This is a genomic window from Synechococcus sp. SYN20 (assembly GCF_014279555.1).
Classification (GTDB): Bacteria; Cyanobacteriota; Cyanobacteriia; order PCC-6307; family Cyanobiaceae; genus Synechococcus_C.
Genome location: NZ_CP047959.1, coordinates 1,463,520 through 1,484,110 on the forward strand (window position 1 = coordinate 1,463,520; position 20,591 = coordinate 1,484,110).

Consider the following 20,591-nt stretch of genomic DNA (forward strand, 5'->3'; position numbering starts at 1 on the left):
GTCCCTAACCGTTCATGGCTAGCAAGCTGCCTCTTGCCGACACCGTCGGCATGGCTCTCACCACACTCAAGGCAAATCGCTTACGTAGTTTGCTCACGATGCTTGGCATCGTGATTGGTAATGCCTCCGTCATCACGCTGGTTGGTGTGGGTCGAGGTGCCCAAAATTTGGCGGAGAATCAGCTCAGCAGTCTTGGAGCCAACGTGTTGTTTGTGGTTCCTGGGAGCAATGACACGCGAAGGCAGGGGGTGGCATTTCCGCGAACCTTGGTGCTGGACGATGCCACTGCCATTGCTTCTCAAGTTCCAAGTGTCAAACGGGTCGCTCCTCAGATCTCAGCCAATGAAGTGGTGCAGGCGGGAGCGAGGAGTACGAGCGCCTCGATCTCAGGGGTAACAGCAGCGTTTTTACCGGTGCGTAGTTTTGAGGTTGCCCGTGGTCGATTCATCAGTTCCGAGGATGATCTGAGCGCGAAGACTGTTGTGGTGATTGGTCCAGATCTTCGTGACAAGCTCTTCCCTTCTGGTGCAGCTGTTGGTCAAAGCATCCGGATTAGAGACCAGAGTTTTTCTGTCATTGGGGTGATGGAACCCAAGGGAGCGGTCTTTGGTTCAAACCAGGATGAAAACGCCTACATCCCGCTAACAACCATGGTGAGTCGCCTCACTGGCCGTGACCCAACCTATGGAGTGAGTCTCAGCTTCATCAGTGTTGAAGCGAACGATGAAAAAAGCACAGGGCCAGCCAAGTTTCAAATCACCAATTTGCTGCGGCAACGGCATCGCATCTTGCGCAAAGACGATTTTGCTGTCAGATCTCAGAAGGATGCTCTCACCATCGTTGGCACGATTACAGGCGGCCTAACCCTGATGCTCGGTGCGATCGGAGGCGTTTCTCTGCTTGTTGGGGGCATCGGAATCATGAACATCATGTTGGTATCCGTTAGCGAGCGCACAGAAGAAATCGGCTTGCGCAAAGCATTGGGCGCACGTAGTTCCGATGTCCTTCGCCAGTTTTTGGTTGAAAGTCTTGTTTTGGCGAGCCTTGGTGGGGTGATTGGAACCGCAGTAGGACTTGGCACCGTGGCAGCTGTTGCCTTCTTTACGCCCTTACCGGCAGCGATTGGTGCTTCGACAATTTTGGTGACGGTGGGGCTATCCGGATCCATCGGTCTGTTTTTCGGAGTTGTCCCTGCCAAGCGCGCAGCGATGCTCGATCCGATCGTTGCATTAAGAAGCCTTTAATTCACCTTGCCTCGAAACAGCGGTTTAGGTAAGGAAACTCTTACAGTCTTGTTACTCACGATGAATCCATGAATCAACGCTGGCGTCAGATAGCCCTTTGGATTCTTCCCATAGGCGCCGCGTTGCTGCTTGTTTGGCAGCTGGTTGGAAGCGGAGCTCTCAATAATCTTCGCAGCAGTAGTGCTCCCACGAGCGGCTCTACCACAGTTGCTCCACGCAATGCTGCCGTTGCTCGAATGAGCTACGGACGCTTCTTGGATTACGTGGCAGCTGGTCGCGTCACGGCGGTTGATATTTACGACGGTGGCCGTAACGCAGTTGTAGAAGCGGTTGATCCTGATCTTGACAATCGCGTTCAAAGGCTCCGTGTTGATCTTCCTGGCTTAGCTCCTGAGTTAATCAACACCCTGAAAGAAGAGGGCATCAGTTTCGATATTCATCCACCGAAGACTGCTCCTCCTGCCCTTGGAATTCTTGGCAATCTTTTGTTCCCCCTGTTGCTGATCGGATCTTTGATCTTTTTGGCTCGTCGTGGCAACTCCATGCCTGGCGGTCCTGGTCAAGCGATGCAATTCGGTAAGACGAAAGCTCGTTTTGCAATGGAAGCCGACACCGGTGTGAAATTTGATGATGTGGCCGGTGTTAGCGAAGCGAAGCAAGATCTGCAGGAAGTGGTCACCTTTTTGAAGCAGCCTGAGCGCTTTACTTCGGTTGGTGCACAAATTCCTAAGGGTGTTTTGTTAGTGGGCCCTCCGGGAACTGGCAAGACTCTTCTTGCTAAAGCCATCGCTGGAGAAGCTGGTGTTCCTTTCTTCTCCCTCTCTGGTTCTGAATTCGTTGAAATGTTTGTGGGTGTCGGTGCTAGCCGGGTCCGAGATCTGTTTAAACGTGCGAAGGAAAACAGCCCTTGCCTCATCTTTATTGATGAAATTGATGCCGTAGGCCGTCAGCGTGGTGCTGGAATTGGTGGTGGTAACGATGAGCGTGAGCAAACGCTTAATCAGCTGCTCACAGAAATGGATGGTTTCGAGGGAAATAGCGGAATCATCATTCTTGCCGCGACTAACAGACCTGACGTTCTTGACTCTGCGCTAATGCGTCCAGGTCGTTTTGACCGTCAAGTCACCGTTGATGCACCTGATATCAAAGGTCGTCTTTCCATCCTTGAAGTTCATTCAAGAAACAAAAAGCTCGAAGAAACCCTTACTCTCGACAGCATTGCAAGAAGGACTCCTGGTTTTACAGGGGCAGACCTTGCCAATTTGTTGAACGAAGCGGCGATCCTTACGGCACGACGTCGCAAGGAAAGCATCGGTATTTCTGAAATTGATGATGCCGTGGATCGCATCATTGCCGGAATGGAAGGACATCCCCTCACCGATGGTCGAAGCAAGCGACTTATTGCGTATCACGAAGTTGGACATGCCTTAGTTGGCACGCTTGTAAAAGATCACGATCCTGTTCAAAAGGTCACGTTGATTCCACGTGGACAGGCACAGGGTTTGACTTGGTTCTCACCTGATGAAGAGCAGATGCTCGTCTCTCGCGCCCAACTCAAAGCTCGCATCATGGGGGCTTTGGGAGGTCGCGCTGCTGAAGACGTTGTGTTTGGTCACTCCGAAGTCACGACTGGCGCTGGTGGAGATATTCAAATGGTGGCCTCTCTGGCTCGCCAAATGGTGACTCAATTTGGGATGAGTCAGTTAGGACCAATGGCACTTGAGGGCGGCAACCAGGAAGTTTTCCTTGGTCGCGATCTGATGACAAGGAGCGATGTTTCCGATGCCATCTCCAAGCAAATTGATGAACAAGTGCGCTTGATCGTCATGAAGCTCTACGAGGAGACCGTTGCACTCGTAGGCCAACATCGCCAAGCCATGGATAAATTAGTCGAGCAGCTTATCGAACAGGAAACATTAGATGGAGATGAATTCCGTGTTGTTGTTGCTGAATTCACAGAAATCCCCGAAAAGGAACGATTCTCTCCCCTACTAGCTTGAATAAAAAAGACCAGGTTTTGGGAAAACCTGGTCTTTCAGTTGGTTAGTGATGATTTAAAAGACCCTCATTTTGAGGGTCTTTTTTTATACAGAGCGAACTGGGCTCTTATCAATGACATTGTCGATCAAGCCATATTCCATCGCCTGTTGTGGGGACATAAAGAAATCGCGGTCGGTATCGGCTTGGATTTTGTCTAGAGGTTGTCCAGTGCGATCAGCCAATTCATGATTGAGGCGATCTTTAAGGAACAAGATTTCGTCGGCTTGGATTCGAATATCACTGGCCTGACCACTTGCTCCTCCTAAGGGCTGGTGAATCATGATCCGAGAATGCTGCAAACTGCTGCGCTTGCCTTTCGCGCCAGCACAGAGCAGAAATGCACCCATGCTCGCGGCAAGTCCAACACAGACTGTGTGCACATCCGGCTTGATGTGTTGCATGGTGTCAAAAATTCCAAGCCCGTCGTAAACAGAACCGCCGGGGGAATTCACATATAGGAAGATCTCTTTTTCGGGGTCTTCCGCTTCGAGAAAAAGAAGCTGAGCAACGATTCGATTGGCGGAATCGCTGGTAACAGGCTCGCCTAAGAAAATAATTCGCTCCCTTAAGAGACGAGAATAAATATCAAAAGCCCTTTCTCCTCTTCCTGATTCCTCGATCACGATCGGGATCATGTTGCATAGCTTCAGTTAGAACAATCCTAACGGCGGCGGCAGCGGCGCTATGGTCTTGATTCAAAGTGGGGTGGAAGGACCTTGACGGATCAACGGACGATCGCTGACAGCAAGCGTGCCTTCCATAAAGCTTTTCCCTACGTGATTCCGTCTCTGTACAGAAGAACGGCAGACGAGCTCTTGGTTGAGCTGCATCTACTCAGCCATCAGCAGCATTTCAAAAGCGACGCTTTCTTCGCTGTGGGCCTGCGTCAGGTGTTTCAGGCGTTCACGCAGGGCTACAAACCTGAGACACACCTCGATGAGCTCTATGCGGCCATTTGCAGCTGCAATGGGTTCAATCCAGAGGCTTTGAAACAGCTGGCAGAGGGATCCACCTCAGCTGTTTCAGGACATACCGTCAGTGAAGTCCGTGAATGGCTTTCCAATCGCGGCGCTGGAGCTCCAGAGCCTTTGGCGTCGGGAATTTCTAGTGTTGGCGGCGAATCGTTTCACTACTCGCGTTTGATGGCTGTGGGTTTGTTGAGCCTGCTCTCTTCCGCCCAGGGTGGTGAACCTTCTGATCCCGTTGAGCTCAAGACCCTCGCCCATGAAATTGGTGAGCAACTAGGACTCTCTAAGCCTCGTCTTGACAAGGACCTCAGCCTGTACACAACCAATCTCGAAAAGATGGCTCAGGCTGTGGAACTGATTGAAGAAACCCTTGCTGCAGAAAGGCGCAAACGGGATCGTCAGGCGGCTGATTCTCAAGCCAGCGATTCTCAGACACCTGATGTTCAATCTGAGTCGTCAGAGGATTCAGCCGCGGAAGAGAGCACTAATTGACCAGTGACTTCCCACCAAGCTTGTTGGCCTGAAGCCTTCAATTTGGATGCGTGGATTGCTGGTTTGATTTGGAACTGTAAGGAATCGGCCTGCTTCAGAAGAGCAGGCGATGATCCGTTGATCAGTCCAAGCGACAGAAGATCTCGCGGGCGGGCATCGAGCTTCAGTGCTAACCGCGTGGATGCGGGGAGGGCTTGATAAAACGGTTTTGTGACCGGAAGACCTGCCAGTCCGGCACTCAAAAGCATCGGTTTATTGGGGTTTTGCAACCAACGCCAGCCACCCACAACCTTATTTTGCCCCTCACGTTTATCTTTCCAAATCACGGCATCAGATTTTTTGGCTTTGTCTTCAGCTGGATTAATGCGTTCAAAGCCCCGTTCTTCTAAGCGGTTGCTCACTCGATCAAGGACTGAGGCCCAAGCTGCGGCTCCTCCTGGCAATGGTGCTTGAAATTGAAGCTCCGCTCGGTAGGCACCTTTGGCTTGTTGTTTGAGACGAAGCGAAAACGGGGCTAGAGCAAGCCTTGATCGAATCGATTGATTCACTCCGTATTGATCTTCCAAGGGCTTTTGGATGATTTCACGACTCAACAATGTGCCCAGAATCAAATCGACTCGGGCTCCATGCACTTCTAGAAGACTGTCTCGGTCAAAGTTCGCTGGCTTTTGACGCTCAGAAACCAAAAATTTCCAACCACTTTTAGGTTGTGATACGGCAAAAGCGAGCGAGCGATCACCAACAAAGCCGCCCCAATGGAGTGTGTTGCCGATCAGGCGAAGTGCAAGGCAGCCGTGACTTGCCTGCTGGAGCAGGAGAGCTCTCGTTCCACTAATGGCAGCGAGTGCGTCGCTCGTCCAAAACACGGCAGGAGCGTTGGCAAGACGCTGCATACATCGACTTTGAAGGGATGTTGGTTGAGGTGGACGTTCGGGTTGGCGTTGAAGTCTTTGAATGAGTTGTTGACGATGCAGCTCATCGGAACCAAGCAACGTCAATCCCAAGACTTGGTGTTTGCGTAAATTTTTCGTGTCGGTGGCAAGAAGTTGATCAGGAAGGATCAAATAGGCATCGCCATCTTCTGACCATCCCTGCCACCAGATCGCGCGCCCTTGCCGTTTCCATAAGTTTGCAGCTCGAACGAGGCCAAGCCGTTGGTACCAAAGCTTGGGAGCTGGGCGTTTTGAATCACCATGGAAAGACTGCATCAAACTGAAAGCCCCTGAGATGCGGCTCAGCGATGCAGGGGTTCCATCCTCTTGATGATTTGGCTGATTAAGGCTGACGCCGATCAAACCGCCCAATAAAACAGCCCCTAAACCCAATAAAGTGACGGGATTGGACTGAGCGACCGATCGGTAGGTGGAGATCTTCAGGAGTGAGTCAGTTGCGGTCACGAGAACGCCTGCGACGACGATCCTTCCACTCGATAGTGGAGAGGTAAGCGACTATCACGCTGACAAAGACCAAAAGAACCGCAGCGGTCATCGCCAATCCCTGGCTGACGATGGGAGCTTGCAGTGCTTCGTTCACTTCAGAAATTCAGGGTGCCATCACCGTTGCGACCCCAAACGACCATGGCGATGGAGAAACTGAAGACAGCAGCGAGGGATGCCCAGGCAATCGTGAACAGCATTGAAATAGCGCTTGAATGCGATGAGCTTACCTAGGTTCTTCCTCGAAACTGACCGGTTGATTCATTACTTCTTATGACTATGGCAACACCTGGAACCGCGAGCGTCCTTAAGCCGAAACGCACAACCCTGCGTTATCCGAATGCAAGAGTCATCGTTCTCAACGATGACGTCAATACCTTTGAACACGTGGTTGAGTGTATATGCAAAATCATCCCTGGAATGAACAGCGATAGGGCTTGGACACTTGCCCATCAAATCGATGATGAAGGCGCTGCAGAAGTGTGGGCTGGTCCCCTGGAGCCAGCTGAGCTCTACCACCAACAACTCAGCAGTGAGGGACTCACGATGGCTCCATTGGAACGTAATTAATGCCTCTTGCCGCACCCATTGAGATGAATGACGTTACAGGTCTTCGCTGGCCGACTCTGCTCCGATTGAGTCTCTTTCAAGCCTGTCTTGGAACCCTTGCGGTGCTTTTCACTGGGACCTTTAATCGGATTCTGATTACAGAACTTGCCTTTCCTGCATTACTGGCGGGTGGAGGTTTGGGATTTGAGCAATTGGTCTCACCAGCACGGGTGTTGTTCGGACATCTCAGTGACTCCCATCCCTTAATGGGCAAACATCGGACGCCTTATGTCTTGCTCGGGACGATCGCCATCTGTCTTTTAGCGATTCTTAGCGTTCCGGTGAGTTTCAAGGTGAAGGAAGCTCTCGATAGTGGATCACCGTTGATAGCCACTGCTGGTATTGCTGCATTTTGTGGTTTATTTGCACTTTATGGATTGGGTACTTCTTTAGCGAGTACTTCTTACTTAGCTCTTGTCATTGATCGCACAACCGAAGAGCAAAGGCCACGATGTATCGGTGTGATTTGGGCGATGCTCACAGTAGGAATTATCGTTGGTGCAATTGCAATCAGTCTTGCCGTCCGCTCAATCGATGGCATTTCAGATCCAGTGATTCTTCAGCACTGGCTTCAGAAGTTCATGATTTCGATCACTGCGATTGTGATGGTATTGGCGATTATCTCGACTTGGGGCGTAGAAAAACCAATAGTGCCTGGATCTATTCAATCCGTACAGGATTTAGTCACACTTAAAGATGCCTGGGGAGTTGTTACATCAAGTCGTCAAATTGGTATATTTTTTGGTTTTTTAGTTTTATTCACTCTTGGACTATTTTTGCAGGATCCAATTCTTGAAAGTTATGGAGCAGAAGTGTTTGGATTAGCTGTATCTAAGACCACTTTGCTTAATGCTTGGTGGGGATCGGGAACGCTTGTTGGTTTACTTGTAGCAGGCTGGTTTATCACCCCAAAACTTGGAAAGTTGGCCACTGCGCGTTTGGGTTGCTGGATGGTGATGGGCTCTTTGTTCCTGTTGATGGTGAGTGGCTGGCAACAAGCTTCGGGACTCCTTCCTGTCGTGATGGTGTTGTTTGGCCTAGCTGCCGGAGTTGGCACTAACAGCGCACTTACCTTGATGCTTGATCTCACTCTTCCAGAGATGGCTGGAACCTTTGTAGGCATTTGGGGGTTAGCGCAAGCTCTGTCTCGCGGATTTGGCAAGGTCGTGGGTGGAGGATTGCTTGATCTTGGTCGTCAGCTTTGGCCCAATTCTGGTCCGATGGCTGGTTACGGCTTGGTTTTTATGATTGAAATTCTTGTCATGGCAGGCGCATTGATTGTTCTGAATCAGCTCAGCGTCGCTCAATTTAGAGAAACCACTACTCAACGACTCGACATGGTTTTGATGGCAGAAATCGACGCTTGAGTCAAGCAGCAGGTTTACGCTTGGAGCGAGTCAGCGACAACAGAGCTTTGGTGCGCAAGCGTTGTGTTTGAGCAGCAAAGACATACCGAATTACTTTCCCAGGGCAGAACGCTAGCCCCCGCACTTCATCGCCATGGACTTCTGCCGTAAGGATCTTGGCTTTTGGGCCCATTCGAGATGTCAACGGACCAGAGATTTCAGTCCTAAGGGAATCGACGGATCGGAGCATGGCTCGAACAGAACTGTTAGCTGATCTCTAGCCAGAGTGGCTAACTTAAACAAGCTTTCCTTTTGTACCCCTTGTGGGCCGTCTTGTCGTTACGCACAGCACCTATGTAAAGGGCCTAATACCTTGGCTCAAGGTGTTGGCAAATGACCCACAAATCAAGACCATAACCCCAGGCGTGATTGCAAGAGTCAAAGGGCGCTGTCAAGACTTGACGCTGAGGCCATCGGTTCCAATTCGAGGCGGATTCAAACTAATGGCACGCCGTGGTAGAACCGCTCAGGAAGTCTTCGTTATTACAACATTAGACAAGTCAGACTTAATGGATCGACTTGCCAGTTCTAGATCTTCAATTCTGTAGGGCATTCAAGGAGTCCATCCGCCACCGTATCGAGACAGCCGCGAAGCATGCGCTGCACAACGTTATTAACAATCCAAATGTATGGACATTTAGAAGAGTTCAGCTGTTAAATCATCAACGAGCTCGCAGGTCACAAACAAGGACATGCTGAGCCAACGCAGTCAGCCCCATCAGCGTCATCCCAATCAACACAACAGACATCTCAAGCACCAGAAAAAGGTTGAAAACCTTGTCTAAGGGAAGCCCGCTAAGCCTGTCGTACATCCACTACAAAGCCTGGTTACAGACTTAACCGTCAAGCAGTTAACAGCGGCCACTGAAATCAAATCCAGGGAATACAACAACGAGGCGTTGATCGCGACAGCAGCTGTCAGCTGAGGTGACCACGAGGAGCAAAGATGGTTCTCCCTTTTTCAATAGCACTAGAGACAGTGTGACTAATACTCAGCCAAAGATACACACCTAAACCACTATATAGATAAACTCATCAACCATCAGAGTTGTTGATGAATAGGAGTCGATCTAAGTATGAACCAGATGATTCAGCTCTTATTGTATTAGCTACCCAATCCAAGGGCATCCAGAACCTGTTTGGGGGCGACTGTCTTGGCCCTCCTGGCCCTCCTGGCGATCCCTCTTCTGATCCTGTGCGCGTAGCCCTATCTCCAAGCAAAGGGCTAAACGCTTGACAAGCCAAGGCAAGACATGCAGAGCCATCGCTACATGCCTCAAGGTGAGCCCAACAACAGCAAGGAGATATGCACTCAGCTAGCCAATAAGCAAACTCACCATCCATAACCAAAACTTATGATTCAATCACCGCTCGGAATTGCTCTTCTCAGTGCTACCTAACAGTGATTTAACCGAATCAAGTACAGGTGAGAAGTCTTGTTATCACTAGCTTCAAATGGTTGTGAACCGCTGTGCCGTGCGAGCCCCAGTGTTCGACCTGGAGTTACCAGAAGGGGCAAAAGATTTCGAGAGGATTCGTTTCCGATTACAAGACCGGTTTACGGCACCCACACGACAGTCACCCCATGTCGAAAGAGAGTCAGATCAGAGCACTAGAGAAAGGCTGTCACCAACACAGCAGTTCTCTACCAATTTAGGGGAAGAGGCCAGATTTCACGAATGCATTGCAGCATTTTCTGTCCGTGCTCAGCTCTCTCCACAGCCGTTGAGCCATTAAGAAGGGTTGTGACATGCCCCACTTTTCGCCCAGGGATTTCATCTTTTCCATACCAATGCAGATGCAGCGCTTCGTTTGAACGCAATTGTGTGAGGCGATTCTCTAGCGAAGGTTCTTGGTCTGGACTGAGACCAAGCAAGTTCACCATCAAGGAGCCATCGGCAATGAATTCTGGATTAGGGACATCAAGCCCTGCGGCAATACAGAGTTGTTGATCAAATTGGCTGCTTGAACAAGCCTCAATTGAGAAATGCCCTGAATTATGCGTTCGAGGTGCTATTTCATTTACGAATAAACCCTCTGACCCATAGAAAAACTCCAATGTCATCACCCCTACGTAGCTGAGCTTTGTGAGAAGTGAGGCCGCAATGTTGTAGGCCGTTGCTTCAACGAGTTGACTCACTGGTGCAGGTGCGATGACCCAGTCGCAAATCTGATTTCTCTGATGCGTTTCAGCTAAAGGCAGGCTACGAATACGCCCCTTTGAATCTCTGCTGACAACGAGAGCAAGTTCTTGTTCATAGGAAACCCAGGCTTCGATTAACCACTCATTGGCATCGACGTTTCGAAGTAACTGTGCCAAACCATTCAGATCTTCTAAAACCCTTGTTCCCTTCCCGTCGTAACCGCCATAGGCAGCCTTCGCCATTACTGGAAAGGTCCATCCGCTCGGTAAGGATGGCGACCCAGGATTGAGTTCAGCTAATGAAATCCAATCTGGACTTGGAATCAAAAGGTCATTGAGTAGCCGCCTCTGGGACAACTTATTCACAAGAGGGACCAGGCTCGCCAGTGATGGAGTGAATTGCACTCCCTGTCGCTCCAGAGGCATCAAGGCATCGACAGCGACCCATTCGTTTTCGAAGGTGATGCCTACGCAATGCGATGACAGCTCCCTTGTTGCACGGACATCTGTTGATCCAGCAATCACTAAATCCTTAGCTAGTGAGGCAGCAGGGTCTTCGGCTTTAGAAGCTTGCACCGCAAGCGTCAAACCTCGTGTTTGCGCTGCTTCACCGAGCATGAGGGCAAGTTGCCCTCCACCGATCACCCCAATTGTGTTGTCAGCGTTGGGCATCCTTTGCAGATCGGTCTGAGTGGAGCTTGTCATTCTCTCCTTTTAGCAACGATGACAGCCTTAAATCAGGCTTCGTTCTCCTCCGAACGCAAGTCGAATGGCAGTTAGCAAAAGAACGAGCAGGAACAGCGCGAGGCCAACCGTGCAGGCGTAGCTGATTTCAAGTTCTGCGAAGGCCTGGTCGTAGACGTAATAAACGAGGGTGCGAGTGGAGTCTGCAGGGCCACCCTGTGTCATCAGAAACACCTCCTCAAACACCTTGGTTGCTGCAATCGCGGAGATCACGGCCACCAAGGTGACGTATGGACGCAGTAAAGGCAAAGTGATATCAACATGCTTTCGCCAGCCTTCACTTCCATCCAACTCAGCGGCTTCATAAAGCTCTGTTGGGATGCCTTGAAGTCCTCCCAGGAAAATCACCATGTAGTAGCCCAAACCTTTCCACAGGGTGACGAGCATCACTGAGGGAAGGGCTAAAAACGGATTGGTTAAAAAATCGATGGGGATGAATCCTTGACCAAATAAGGCGCCAAGCCATCCGTTGATTAAGCCGTTTTCGGCGTACAGCCATCGAAAGGCAATAGCAGCTACAACGATCGAAACTAAAACTGGCGTGTAGAAAGCAGCGCGCAGGATGTGCACACCTGGAAGGATTCGATTGACAAGAACCGCAAGGGTTAGGGCGCCAATCACAATAGGTGGAACAACCCCGAATAAATAAATTAAAGTAGTGCAAAGCACCTGATAAAACATTGGATCGCCAAGAAGCCTCTGAAAATTTGTTAAGCCAATGAATTTCAGTGGCTCGGTGACATCTAGACCTGTTTGCGTGAAACTGATTACAAGCGCCATCAGTGCCGGAACCAGCACGGAAAGGCTCAGAAGAGTTAAGGCAGGAGCTAAAAACCCCCAGGCGATCAGCGTGGTCCGCTGTTTGGACGTTGAAGGCAGGGCCATCACCAGCGCCAGATGGTTTGACGGAGAATAGATCCGTCACAGCGGGCGGCATGACCAAATTCCAATTGAGCTCAACATCAGCGTTAACCGCAAGACGTATCAGCGTTGCGCTCGAACACCATCCCTATGACGTTGTGATCAACTCCGGCGGTGTCGATCATCTCGGTGCTGAATTGCTACGAATTGGGATTCGCCCTAACACCAAAATTCTGGTTGTCAGCAATGCAGATGTTGCAACGCCTTATGGAGGCCGTTGCCTTTCAAGCCTCGCCCAGGCGGGATTTCAATCCAGTTTGCTAACCATTGCCGCAGGTGAGGAACAAAAAACACTGAACACCTTCAGCACGATTCTTGATGCTGCCAAGAAGAAAGGGTTAGAGCGACAGTCACTCATGCTCGCTCTGGGGGGTGGGGTTGTTGGCGACATGACTGGTTTTGCGGCTTCTTGCTGGCTGCGCGGAATCGGTGTCGTGCAGGTGCCGACAACGCTATTGGCCATGGTGGATGCCGCCATTGGCGGAAAGACTGGTGTGAATCATCCAGGCGGTAAAAATCTGATCGGCGCCTTTCATCAGCCTCGGTTGGTGATGATTGATCCAGACACGCTTCAGACGCTTCCCGTGCGGGAATTTAGGGCTGGTTTAGCTGAGGTCATCAAATACGGAATGATCGGAGATACGGATTTGTTCGACTTGCTCGAGCGATCCACCGGCTTTGACGACCCTCTCTCCATTTCCACCGAACTGCTGGAAACTTTGCTCGAACGGTCTGCGCAAGCCAAAGCACTCGTTGTCGCTGCTGATGAAAAAGAGGGAGGTCAGAGGGCCATCCTTAATTACGGCCATACGTTTGGACACGTCGTCGAAACACTCACCGGATACGGCACCTGGCTCCATGGGGAAGCGGTAGCGATTGGCATGGTGGCGGTGGCTTCCCTTGCCGTGCAGCGCGGTGTGATGCCCCAATCCGATGCGGAACGTCAGAAACGTTTGATTGAAAATGCTGGATTGCCTAGCCAATGGCCAGATCTCGATCCAGATCTGGTTTTAAGCACGCTTCAAGGCGACAAGAAAGTCCGCAATGGTCGTCTTCGCTTCGTATTGCCGTCAGGTATCGGTGCTGTGTCGATCGTGGATGACGTCAGTAGTGATGAAATCAGAGCTTGCCTGGCAGCGATGGGTTGATGCCTCAAGGCTCTTGCAGGAATTGACTCCGCTCCTCTGTTCCTGAGTTTGGAAGCAACGGGTTGAATCGCAGGAACGACAGCCAGCGAAATTCCCCAAGGCAGGCAGGATCCACGAGACGCAGGAGTGCTTCACGTCGTTGCAGAACCTCAGCAAGTTGGTGTCCCGGAAGCTGTTGAAGACTGCTGAAGCGCTCAGCAAGACCTAAAGCGAGCAAAGCCTCTCCCTGTCGGCATTGCCCCTCCAGGGTCCAACCGTTGCTTGTCGCCTGGTGTACGACGATCTCAAGACAGAGATGGGCCGTGAGGTCTTGTTTTCCTGCATCCACCAAGACGTTGTCACTAGCCCGTTGGTTTCGGTAGGCCATGAGGGTCCCCTCCCCGCGTGGAGCGGAGTAGTAGCGATGAGCCTCGAGGGCGTAGTCAACGACAAGCAGATGGCCCGCAATGAACGCCTCAGATGCTTCTGCGAACCAATCGGCGCACGCGTCATGCCATTCCGTTGTCCATCCATCCTCAGCATCTTCTGGAGGCAAGGCAATCTGTGTGGCTGACAACGTTGCGTCCATGCGCTCTTGAAGCTCTTGAGGGATGGGTTCTGTTCCCCAGTGCAGTCTTTTCTCGCCATCGCTTCCTTGTTGCAATTGAACGATTTGACGCCGTAGCCGTCCATCATTCAGAACAAGGCGCTCCACCGCAAAGGCATCGAGGAGCTCATGAGCAATCAAGACACCAATGACCGGGCAGGTCTTGAGATTGGACAAGGAGGTCCAACGGTGTGGAAGACGTTGCTGGGATTCGTATGAGCTCTGGTGCTGCTCTAAACGTTTTCGTTGACGCTGTTCCATCCCTGGATTGGTCTCCACCAAAACCAGCTCAAGGCGATGGATCAGGTCGGGAAGCTGCTCAACCAAATGATCGATGAGGTCACAACTCAACTCCGCTTCGCCAGGCCCAACCTCAACGATGGACAGGGTTTTGGTTGGGTGGTTCAGGGCGAGAGTTCGAAGCCACTGGACAAGTTGACAACCCATCAAGGCTGAAAAATCAGGACCAAGGGTGGTTGACGTTACAAAATCACCTTCCTTGCCAATCTTCAGATGGCCACTGCCATAGGCCCCGTATTCAGGGTCATGCAAAGCCCAGGCCATGAACTGGGAGAAGGGTACGGAACCTCCTGATTGCTCAAAGCGCTGTTGAAGCCATAAAGGGCAAGACGCAGAGTGGCCTGTCATTGACGAGAATGCCTGTAATGCGACAGAGCTATGGGAACACAAACGCGCTTCACACGATTTTTGTTCCCCCTGTTCAGCTTATTTCTGTTGCTCCTCGTCGCAAATCCTGTCCAAGCGATTGACAACCCAGAGCTACTTCCCGACCATCCAACGCCGGTGATCGATCTAGCTCGAGCCTTTAGTGACAATCAACTCAAAGAACTGGAAACGTCGCTGGATGCGTTTGAACAGCGCAGTGGCTGGAAACTGAGAGTTCTCACCCAGTATGAAAAGACTCCTGGGCTCGCCGTTAAAGAGTTCTGGGGCCTCGATGAGCGCAGTTTGTTGATTATTGGAGATCCTCGCGGTGGGAATCTGCTCAATTTCAACGTGGGCGATGCCTTCTTTGCATTAATGCCTCGCACCTGGTGGGTGGAACTGCAAACGCGCTATGGAAATCAGTTTTACGTCCGCGACAATGGTGAAGACGGTTCACTGTTGGCAACGATCGGAGCCGTAGAACTTTGCTTGGATCGTGGCGGGTGTCAGTTTGTTCCTGGTTTGCCACAGGAACAATGGCTCTTAACTCTGGCGACTTCAGTGCTCGGTGGCTTAATCGCAGGATTTGCTGCTTATCCGCGCAAAGAAGGTGAACGGATCGCTTGGGCTTGGGTACTCCTGTTATCTCCCTTATGGGTGATGTTGTTTGGAGTGTTTGGTATCGCACCGGTGGTGACACGAACAAGCGATCTCTTGCCGCTTGTTCGGAACGGGATGGGATTTATTGGAGGCATGGTGGGTGCTTATCTCATCGCCCAGACAATCGTTGGTCGGAAATTGGCAAAAGAAACAGACGAATAATTCTGTCTCTTCAGGTCAAGACCCTGATCAAGGCATACCACAAAGAATCTTGGGTCCTGTGCAAACAGGGGCTTTTAAGCCCTTGCTGCCATCATCTCCGCTGAGAGCTTCCTGGCGCTTATCTCTGATCTGACGCAGCTGACTCAAATTGACTTTGTAAAACGATTGAAGATTGACGAAGCGTTTTACAGGCTGGCCGTAATAGCTGCGACCGCGAAGCGTTGGGAAAGAGGCCCACTCAGGGGCAAGTTTGGCCGCCAACTGAGGTGTCATCACACCAACATCCGTTAGCCGTAGAGCTTTGCGCCTTTGAACGAGGAACAAGGCCCCTTGATCTTGAACTTCAGGTCCAAACCCCCTCACACCCAGACTGCGCTTCACAAGATCCCAGGTGAACGGCATGAACTGATAAGCGCCCGCCGCCGCACTCGCATAACGGGAGGAGTAGATGACACGATCGGGATGGCGATCCATCGACCCCATCAGACTCCCGCCAAACATCACGCGGTAACCAACATCGTGACCGTTTTTCCAGGTTCCTTCAGCAAAGCGAATCGTGTTGAGAAGAGCTCGCCGTTCTGGGGTAATGATGAATGGAAGAGCGCTTACAGACTGATCTGTTGGGGTAGTAAGTCCCGAACGGGAGGCTTCAAGGGTTGGCATCGCAGCGACAGCAGCTTGAGCTGACTGAGACGACATCAACAAAGGACCAAAACTTGCGAGAGCCGCTGGAAGGATTCGACAGACAGTTTTCGCAAGGAAAGTCATACGTGAAAAAAAGAAAGATTGACCGAAGGAGGAGATCAACAGACCGCAGCGAGGCGGCACTCGAAATATCAGCAAAAAATAAATTGAACACAACGGGCTCAATGGACGGAACTTTGACGAACACGCTCAATCAGCCCAAGAGCTGATGTGCCAGATGAGCCATTGTCCCTAGGGACTGGCAAGACTCAAATGGGACGCATCCTGCGCCAAAACCAAAGAGGGCCGTCCGTCTCGGCATAGATAAATAAAAGTAATTGCTGCGATCAGTCGTGCTGAACTGTGTTCATTGCAACCGAGACCAAAGCCTTTGCTGCCTCTTCCGCGCCTTGCTTTGAACCAATCGGGCGGATTGCATCGACAAGTTGTTGATCCAGCTCCCATTCTCCTTGATTCAAAGCATGGCGACTAAGAATCTTGTGCTGTCCGAATGATCGAAGACCATTCATGAGGACGGAAGCTTCCGCGAAGCCATCACGCTCCACGACATGCATGCCTAGGTCTTGGCTTAACGCTTCACAAAACGTGCTGTAACCAGGCTTGCCTAGGTGCCGCTCGCAAAAAGGCATAACATCAAAAGGACGCACGCTTTCGGGCAATAGAGTGACATTGGCCTCATATTTCAAGTTGGCCCGAAGGTGAGGAGCCACTGGGGCTGGCATCAAAAAATGATGATGAGGCCAGAGACGAAATAGGGCAGGGTCAATTGCTAGACCAAGGCCGCCAAATCCAACAAGCACGAGGGGCTGTTGAATCGTGTCCAAGTGCTCTCGCAATGGTGCAGGAAGCTCGCGCAAGGCAGACACGGTGAGACCTAACGGCTGCTCATCTAGACCCCAAGGCATCGCCATTGAAAAGGGGCAGCGCAACAGCAGCTCACCCTGCCGATATTGAGCGCGAGCTGCTGCTGCGTATTCGCTGAATCGACCACCAAGCGGCTCATAAATGTCATCCCAACCGAAATTCCCCATCCAAACCAAAGGAGCTCCCAACCGTTCAGATAGAACTGCTGCTGCCGGAGGAATGTCACCTACAACAAGCACTGGAGTGTTCTGCTCACCAATCCAGGCAACCTCTTGATCGATTCGTTGTGGCAGATCAGTCTCCAGAGCCTTCAAAGACGCCAACGTCTTCTCTTGATCAACGCCGAGGGCATCGGCCTGGATCATTCCCACATCCCACCCAACGAAGCGTTGCTCTACGGGCACAGCAGCGCAGACGAGCTTGAGAAAATCAGCAGAGACATTGGAACTGACTACAAGCCTCCATGACGGCTTAAGGCGGTGCAAAGCGCACAGAACAGTGGCTTGTCGTGCAGCGTGACCAAAACCATGGCTGCTTAGGCAGACATAAATCAGCATGGCGATCGACTTTCACTGGGGTGCCGCAACAACGTTTGTTCATAAGCGAGGGTTCCATTTGGATGGAACCAGCGATGACTGACAAGGCTGAGATGACGCCCCTCAAATTCAACCCAGGTGAAATGGATCAAGGTTTGCCCAGCTTCGTCTGAACCCGAGCGAGGAACGCAGGCGGCATTGACGTAGGCGGTGCCATAACGATCACGATGGAAAGTCATCCGTTCACCCTTGCCTCCTCTGAGGCTGTGGTGCATGTGGCCAAATACCACAAGATCTGCGGCTCGGCGGCGACGGAGGGTCTCAACAGCGATCGCTAGATCGCGATCACCCCAGTCGATGTGGGGATGCTTCCAATCCCGACCACAGATGCTGGACGCATCAGATCCAAGACCAGTAGGCCCACTGTGAGCAAGCAATACAAGTGGCCAATCCTCGGGAGCATGGGACGCCGCTTTAACGATTCGATCCACTGACTCCTGTTCCGTGACTGGGCCGAAAACGCTTTGCACCGCTTCAGAGATATGGAAACCACCTCCTGAACTGCAAGGACGGCCGCCAACAATGGCAACGGCTGGTGACGACCAATTGCGCAATTTCCAGGAGCAGTCGAGATCACCCAACATTGAAATCTGCTGCCGCAGTCGTTCACCAGTGCGATCTCTGCCCCGGTCGTGATTACCAAGAATCACGGCGCAGGGGAGCTTTAGACGTGTGATTGCCTTCACTAAGCGCAAATCACCATCACTCAAGTCGCCCACGAACAAAAGAGCATCAGGACGTAACTGCTCGAGCAGTTGTTCGTCGTGACAACTCCAGTCACCGTGAAGGTCTCCGGCTATGGCGAGGCGCAATCTGGTCAGGAGTGGTGCCTAGGCTTTGGACATCCTGCCCGATGTGGCCAGAATGTCTGCAATCAACACTGAGACAGATCTAGGGATCAGGATCATGAAAGACGCTCCCAGTGATCTCGTAAGCGCCATCAACCAGCTTCGAAGGGATCGGAACGCCATCGTTCTGGCGCACTATTACCAGGAGCCAGAAATACAAGATATAGCTGATTTCATTGGTGATTCCTTAGAGCTTTCACGAAAAGCAGCCAACACAGATGCGGATGTGATTGTTTTTTGTGGCGTGCATTTCATGGCAGAGACAGCAAAAATTTTAAGTCCAGAGAAAATTGTTCTGCTACCTGACAGCGAGGCAGGATGTTCACTAGCAGATGATTGTCCAGCCGATGATTTTGAGGCATTTAGAGCAAACCATCCTGAGCATTTTGTTGTGAGTTACATCAATTGCACAGCAGCTGTAAAAGCGCAAAGCGACTTGATATGCACAAGTAGTAATGCTGTTGACTTGGTCAATCAACTTCCATCTAATCAACCGATTCTATTTGCACCAGATCAGAATCTGGGTCGTTGGGTGCAACGACAAAGTGGTCGTGAGCTCACATTGTGGCCTGGACGCTGCATCGTTCACGAAACATTTAGCGAAGAAGCGTTGTTGAAACTAAAGCTAGAACACCCTGATGGAGAAGTCATTGCACATCCTGAATGTATGGAAAACCTTCTAGACCTTGCCGACTTCATAGGCTCAACCAGCAAACTCCTAGCGCATGCTCAAACAAGCTCAGCAACAACATTTATCGTGCTCACCGAACCCGGAATTTTGCATCAAATGCAAAAGATAGTTCCAAATAAAAGGTTTATCGATGTTCCGGGGCTAGACGGGTGTAGCTGCAATACATGCCCGTATATGCGAATGAATACACTCGAAAAACTATGGCATTGCCTAGAAACACTGGAACCCAAGATTGAAATGGACGAAAACCTTCGAGTCAAAGCATTGGCACCAATACAGAAAATGCTGGAGATGAGCAAATAGAAAAATTCAATAACCACTCTTCAATAACAAAAGGGACAATACAATTGACGCTCGAAAAGAATCATAAATAAAGATCTCATCAGAAAATCAATACACTTAGCTACGATATGCAGAAAACCATTGCTCAGCAAAAACAGCAAACGAAGTAGAACAATACAACAAATGCAATGTCAATTCATCATGGATTACCTGAAACCGAAAAAGGGAAAAGAGTTCAACAATTAAGAAACTGCTCATCATTGAAATGAGCTGCACTTTTACAAGGAAATGCAAAGCGAATCAAGACAACTAAATAAGTCATAGACACGATCAACAAAATAATCATAAAAAGCCAATGGAGAACCACATTGAGAGAGAAAATTCGACAAAATAAGGTATGGCGGTTCTTGAGCAACGAACTGAAGGTTTGTACTGCCCTGCAGCAGGGGTATGGATTGATCCAACGCGTCCAGTGAAACGGGCACTCTTGACCCATGCCCATGCAGATCATGCAAGAGCTGGGTCTGAAGAATATTGGGCGGTGAAACAGTCGGAAGGGGTTTTAAGACAACGACTAGGACGGGAGATCAAGCTTCATGCAGTGAGCTATGGAGAAACACTCATCATTGGAGAAGCAAAGATATCGTTTCATAGTGCGGGGCATGTCTTAGGAAGTGCTCAGATACGTATCGAAGTAGGAGGCGAAGTATGGCTTGTGACAGGCGATTACAAACGATGCCATGACCCAAGTTGCGAACCATTTGAAGCGGTGAAATGCGATGTACTGATCACAGAATCAACCTTCGGTTTGCCGATCTATCACTGGAAGCCAGGAAAGGAAATATCAGCAGAAATTTATAAATGGTGGAATGATGAAAAGGATCGTCCATCATTATTGTTTTGCTATGCATTTGGAAAAGCACAACGCGTACTAGCCGAACTAAGTGGACTGGGAATCAATGAGGAAATTCTCCTGCACGGAGCTGTGGAAACGGTGACACGACACTATCGTGAAGCAGGAATCAACATGGCTAAAACACGTCCAGTGAGTGAATTAGAACGCAAGAATCCACTCAGAGGCAGATTAATCATTGCTCCCCCATCTGCATATCGATCCAGTTGGATGAAGCGATTTAAAGAACCACAAACAGCTTTTGTATCAGGTTGGATGGCTGTGAAAGGAGCGAAAAGAAGAGGTGGTTACGAAAGGGGCTTCGTCCTAAGTGATCATGCAGATTGGTCCGGTCTCATAAAAACAATTAAAGAAAGTGAAGCCAAACAGGTCTATGTCACACATGGACAAGAAGATGTGATTTCACGATATCTGCGGGAAGTAGAAGGCATCAAAGCAGATCCACTCAAATCATTAAGCTGAGGTTC

The 20,591-nt window shown here is 50.5% G+C and carries 20 protein-coding genes and 1 other RNA gene; 10 read left to right on the top strand and 11 right to left on the bottom strand.

What is annotated here, in order from left to right:
* The first annotated feature begins 14 nt into the window (after window positions 1-14).
* Both SynSYN20_RS07620 and ftsH read left to right on the top strand, forming a co-directional pair.
* On the top strand, window positions 15-1,244 hold the full coding sequence (locus SynSYN20_RS07620) for an ABC transporter permease (RefSeq protein WP_186522721.1): 1,230 nt from the start codon (window positions 15-17) through the stop codon (window positions 1,242-1,244).
* Between the two features lie 68 nt (window positions 1,245-1,312).
* Window positions 1,313-3,244, top strand: coding sequence for an ATP-dependent zinc metalloprotease FtsH (gene ftsH, locus SynSYN20_RS07625; RefSeq protein ID WP_186522723.1), 1,932 nt, complete (start codon window positions 1,313-1,315; stop codon window positions 3,242-3,244).
* 84 nt (window positions 3,245-3,328) lie between these two features.
* On the opposite strand, the gene clpP is transcribed toward ftsH, so the two are convergent.
* Window positions 3,329-3,919: an ATP-dependent Clp endopeptidase proteolytic subunit ClpP gene (gene clpP / locus SynSYN20_RS07630; RefSeq protein WP_011619341.1), complete on the bottom strand. Its 591-nt coding sequence runs from the start codon at window positions 3,917-3,919 to the stop codon at window positions 3,329-3,331.
* Window positions 3,920-4,000: 81 nt separating this feature from the next.
* Between clpP and psb29 the strand changes: the two genes are divergently transcribed.
* Window positions 4,001-4,744 carry a photosystem II biogenesis protein Psp29 gene (gene psb29 / locus SynSYN20_RS07635; protein WP_186522725.1) on the top strand — a complete coding sequence of 248 codons (744 nt, stop codon included), beginning with the start codon at window positions 4,001-4,003 and terminating at the stop codon, window positions 4,742-4,744.
* Here the strand turns inward: psb29 and SynSYN20_RS07640 are convergent.
* Both SynSYN20_RS07640 and petN read right to left on the bottom strand, forming a co-directional pair.
* Window positions 4,696-6,141: a hypothetical protein gene (locus SynSYN20_RS07640; RefSeq protein ID WP_186522727.1), complete on the bottom strand. Its 1,446-nt coding sequence runs from the start codon at window positions 6,139-6,141 to the stop codon at window positions 4,696-4,698. The two genes, psb29 and SynSYN20_RS07640, sit on opposite strands and share 49 nt — an antisense overlap.
* Before the next feature lie 137 nt (window positions 6,142-6,278).
* A complete protein-coding gene (gene petN / locus SynSYN20_RS07645) occupies window positions 6,279-6,380 on the bottom strand; it encodes a cytochrome b6-f complex subunit PetN (RefSeq protein WP_011619345.1) in 102 nt (33 codons plus the stop codon).
* 73 nt (window positions 6,381-6,453) lie between these two features.
* On the opposite strand from petN, the gene clpS reads away from it, so the two are divergent.
* Both clpS and SynSYN20_RS07655 read left to right on the top strand, forming a co-directional pair.
* Window positions 6,454-6,750, top strand: coding sequence for an ATP-dependent Clp protease adapter ClpS (clpS, locus tag SynSYN20_RS07650; RefSeq protein ID WP_186522729.1), 297 nt, complete (start codon window positions 6,454-6,456; stop codon window positions 6,748-6,750).
* A 23-nt stretch (window positions 6,751-6,773) separates the two neighbouring features.
* Window positions 6,774-8,156 carry a BCD family MFS transporter gene (locus tag SynSYN20_RS07655; RefSeq protein WP_255476199.1) on the top strand — a complete coding sequence of 461 codons (1,383 nt, stop codon included), beginning with the start codon at window positions 6,774-6,776 and terminating at the stop codon, window positions 8,154-8,156.
* A 1-nt stretch (window position 8,157) separates the two neighbouring features.
* Here the strand turns inward: SynSYN20_RS07655 and SynSYN20_RS07660 are convergent, their stop codons facing one another.
* Window positions 8,158-8,385, bottom strand: a complete 228-nt coding sequence (locus tag SynSYN20_RS07660; RefSeq protein ID WP_186522731.1) for a hypothetical protein — start codon at window positions 8,383-8,385, stop codon at window positions 8,158-8,160.
* A 73-nt stretch (window positions 8,386-8,458) separates the two neighbouring features.
* On the opposite strand from SynSYN20_RS07660, the gene SynSYN20_RS07665 reads away from it, so the two are divergent.
* Complete coding sequence (locus tag SynSYN20_RS07665; protein WP_186522732.1) at window positions 8,459-8,743, top strand: DUF2103 domain-containing protein; 285 nt, start codon at window positions 8,459-8,461, stop codon at window positions 8,741-8,743.
* A 911-nt stretch (window positions 8,744-9,654) separates the two neighbouring features.
* Here SynSYN20_RS07665 and ssrS read toward each other — a convergent pair.
* The 3 genes from ssrS to SynSYN20_RS07685 all read right to left on the bottom strand — a co-directional run bounded on the left by ssrS (window position 9,655) and on the right by SynSYN20_RS07685 (window position 11,967).
* Window positions 9,655-9,842: non-coding RNA, 6S RNA (ssrS, locus tag SynSYN20_RS07675), on the bottom strand.
* Complete coding sequence (locus SynSYN20_RS07680; RefSeq protein ID WP_255476200.1) at window positions 9,841-11,043, bottom strand: 5-(carboxyamino)imidazole ribonucleotide synthase; 1,203 nt, start codon at window positions 11,041-11,043, stop codon at window positions 9,841-9,843. Before SynSYN20_RS07680 ends, ssrS begins: the two co-directional genes overlap by 2 nt.
* 27 nt (window positions 11,044-11,070) lie before the next feature.
* The gene (locus tag SynSYN20_RS07685) at window positions 11,071-11,967 is read right to left on the bottom strand and encodes a carbohydrate ABC transporter permease (RefSeq protein WP_186522733.1); all 897 of its coding nucleotides are present in this window, start codon (window positions 11,965-11,967) and stop codon (window positions 11,071-11,073) included.
* Between the two features lie 50 nt (window positions 11,968-12,017).
* Between SynSYN20_RS07685 and aroB the strand changes: the two genes are divergently transcribed.
* Complete coding sequence (gene aroB, locus SynSYN20_RS07690) at window positions 12,018-13,151, top strand: 3-dehydroquinate synthase (protein ID WP_186522734.1); 1,134 nt, start codon at window positions 12,018-12,020, stop codon at window positions 13,149-13,151.
* 4 nt (window positions 13,152-13,155) lie between these two features.
* On the opposite strand, the gene SynSYN20_RS07695 is transcribed toward aroB, so the two are convergent.
* Window positions 13,156-14,385, bottom strand: a complete 1,230-nt coding sequence (locus SynSYN20_RS07695; protein ID WP_186522735.1) for a class I SAM-dependent methyltransferase — start codon at window positions 14,383-14,385, stop codon at window positions 13,156-13,158.
* A 30-nt stretch (window positions 14,386-14,415) separates the two neighbouring features.
* On the opposite strand from SynSYN20_RS07695, the gene SynSYN20_RS07700 reads away from it, so the two are divergent.
* Window positions 14,416-15,225 (top strand): TPM domain-containing protein, encoded by an 810-nt coding sequence (locus SynSYN20_RS07700; protein WP_186522736.1) that lies wholly within the window; start codon window positions 14,416-14,418, stop codon window positions 15,223-15,225.
* Window positions 15,226-15,252: 27 nt separating this feature from the next.
* Here SynSYN20_RS07700 and SynSYN20_RS07705 read toward each other — a convergent pair whose 3' ends face one another.
* The 3 genes from SynSYN20_RS07705 to SynSYN20_RS07715 form a co-directional block, all read right to left on the bottom strand.
* Complete coding sequence (locus tag SynSYN20_RS07705) at window positions 15,253-15,993, bottom strand: glycoside hydrolase family 104 protein (protein WP_186522737.1); 741 nt, start codon at window positions 15,991-15,993, stop codon at window positions 15,253-15,255.
* 263 nt (window positions 15,994-16,256) lie between these two features.
* Window positions 16,257-17,351, bottom strand: a complete 1,095-nt coding sequence (locus tag SynSYN20_RS07710; protein ID WP_186522739.1) for a hypothetical protein — start codon at window positions 17,349-17,351, stop codon at window positions 16,257-16,259.
* Entirely contained in the window at window positions 17,345-18,202 is an 858-nt protein-coding gene (locus tag SynSYN20_RS07715; RefSeq protein ID WP_186522741.1) for a TIGR04168 family protein, read from the bottom strand. The genes SynSYN20_RS07710 and SynSYN20_RS07715 overlap by 7 nt, the downstream gene beginning before the upstream one ends.
* 94 nt (window positions 18,203-18,296) lie before the next feature.
* Here SynSYN20_RS07715 and nadA point away from each other — a divergent pair, with 94 nt between their 5' ends.
* Both nadA and SynSYN20_RS07725 read left to right on the top strand, forming a co-directional pair.
* Window positions 18,297-19,232 (top strand): quinolinate synthase NadA, encoded by a 936-nt coding sequence (gene nadA / locus SynSYN20_RS07720; RefSeq protein ID WP_186522743.1) that lies wholly within the window; start codon window positions 18,297-18,299, stop codon window positions 19,230-19,232.
* Window positions 19,233-19,608: 376 nt separating this feature from the next.
* Window positions 19,609-20,586, top strand: coding sequence for a ligase-associated DNA damage response exonuclease (locus SynSYN20_RS07725; RefSeq protein WP_186522745.1), 978 nt, complete (start codon window positions 19,609-19,611; stop codon window positions 20,584-20,586).
* The last annotated feature ends 5 nt before the right edge of the window (window positions 20,587-20,591 follow it).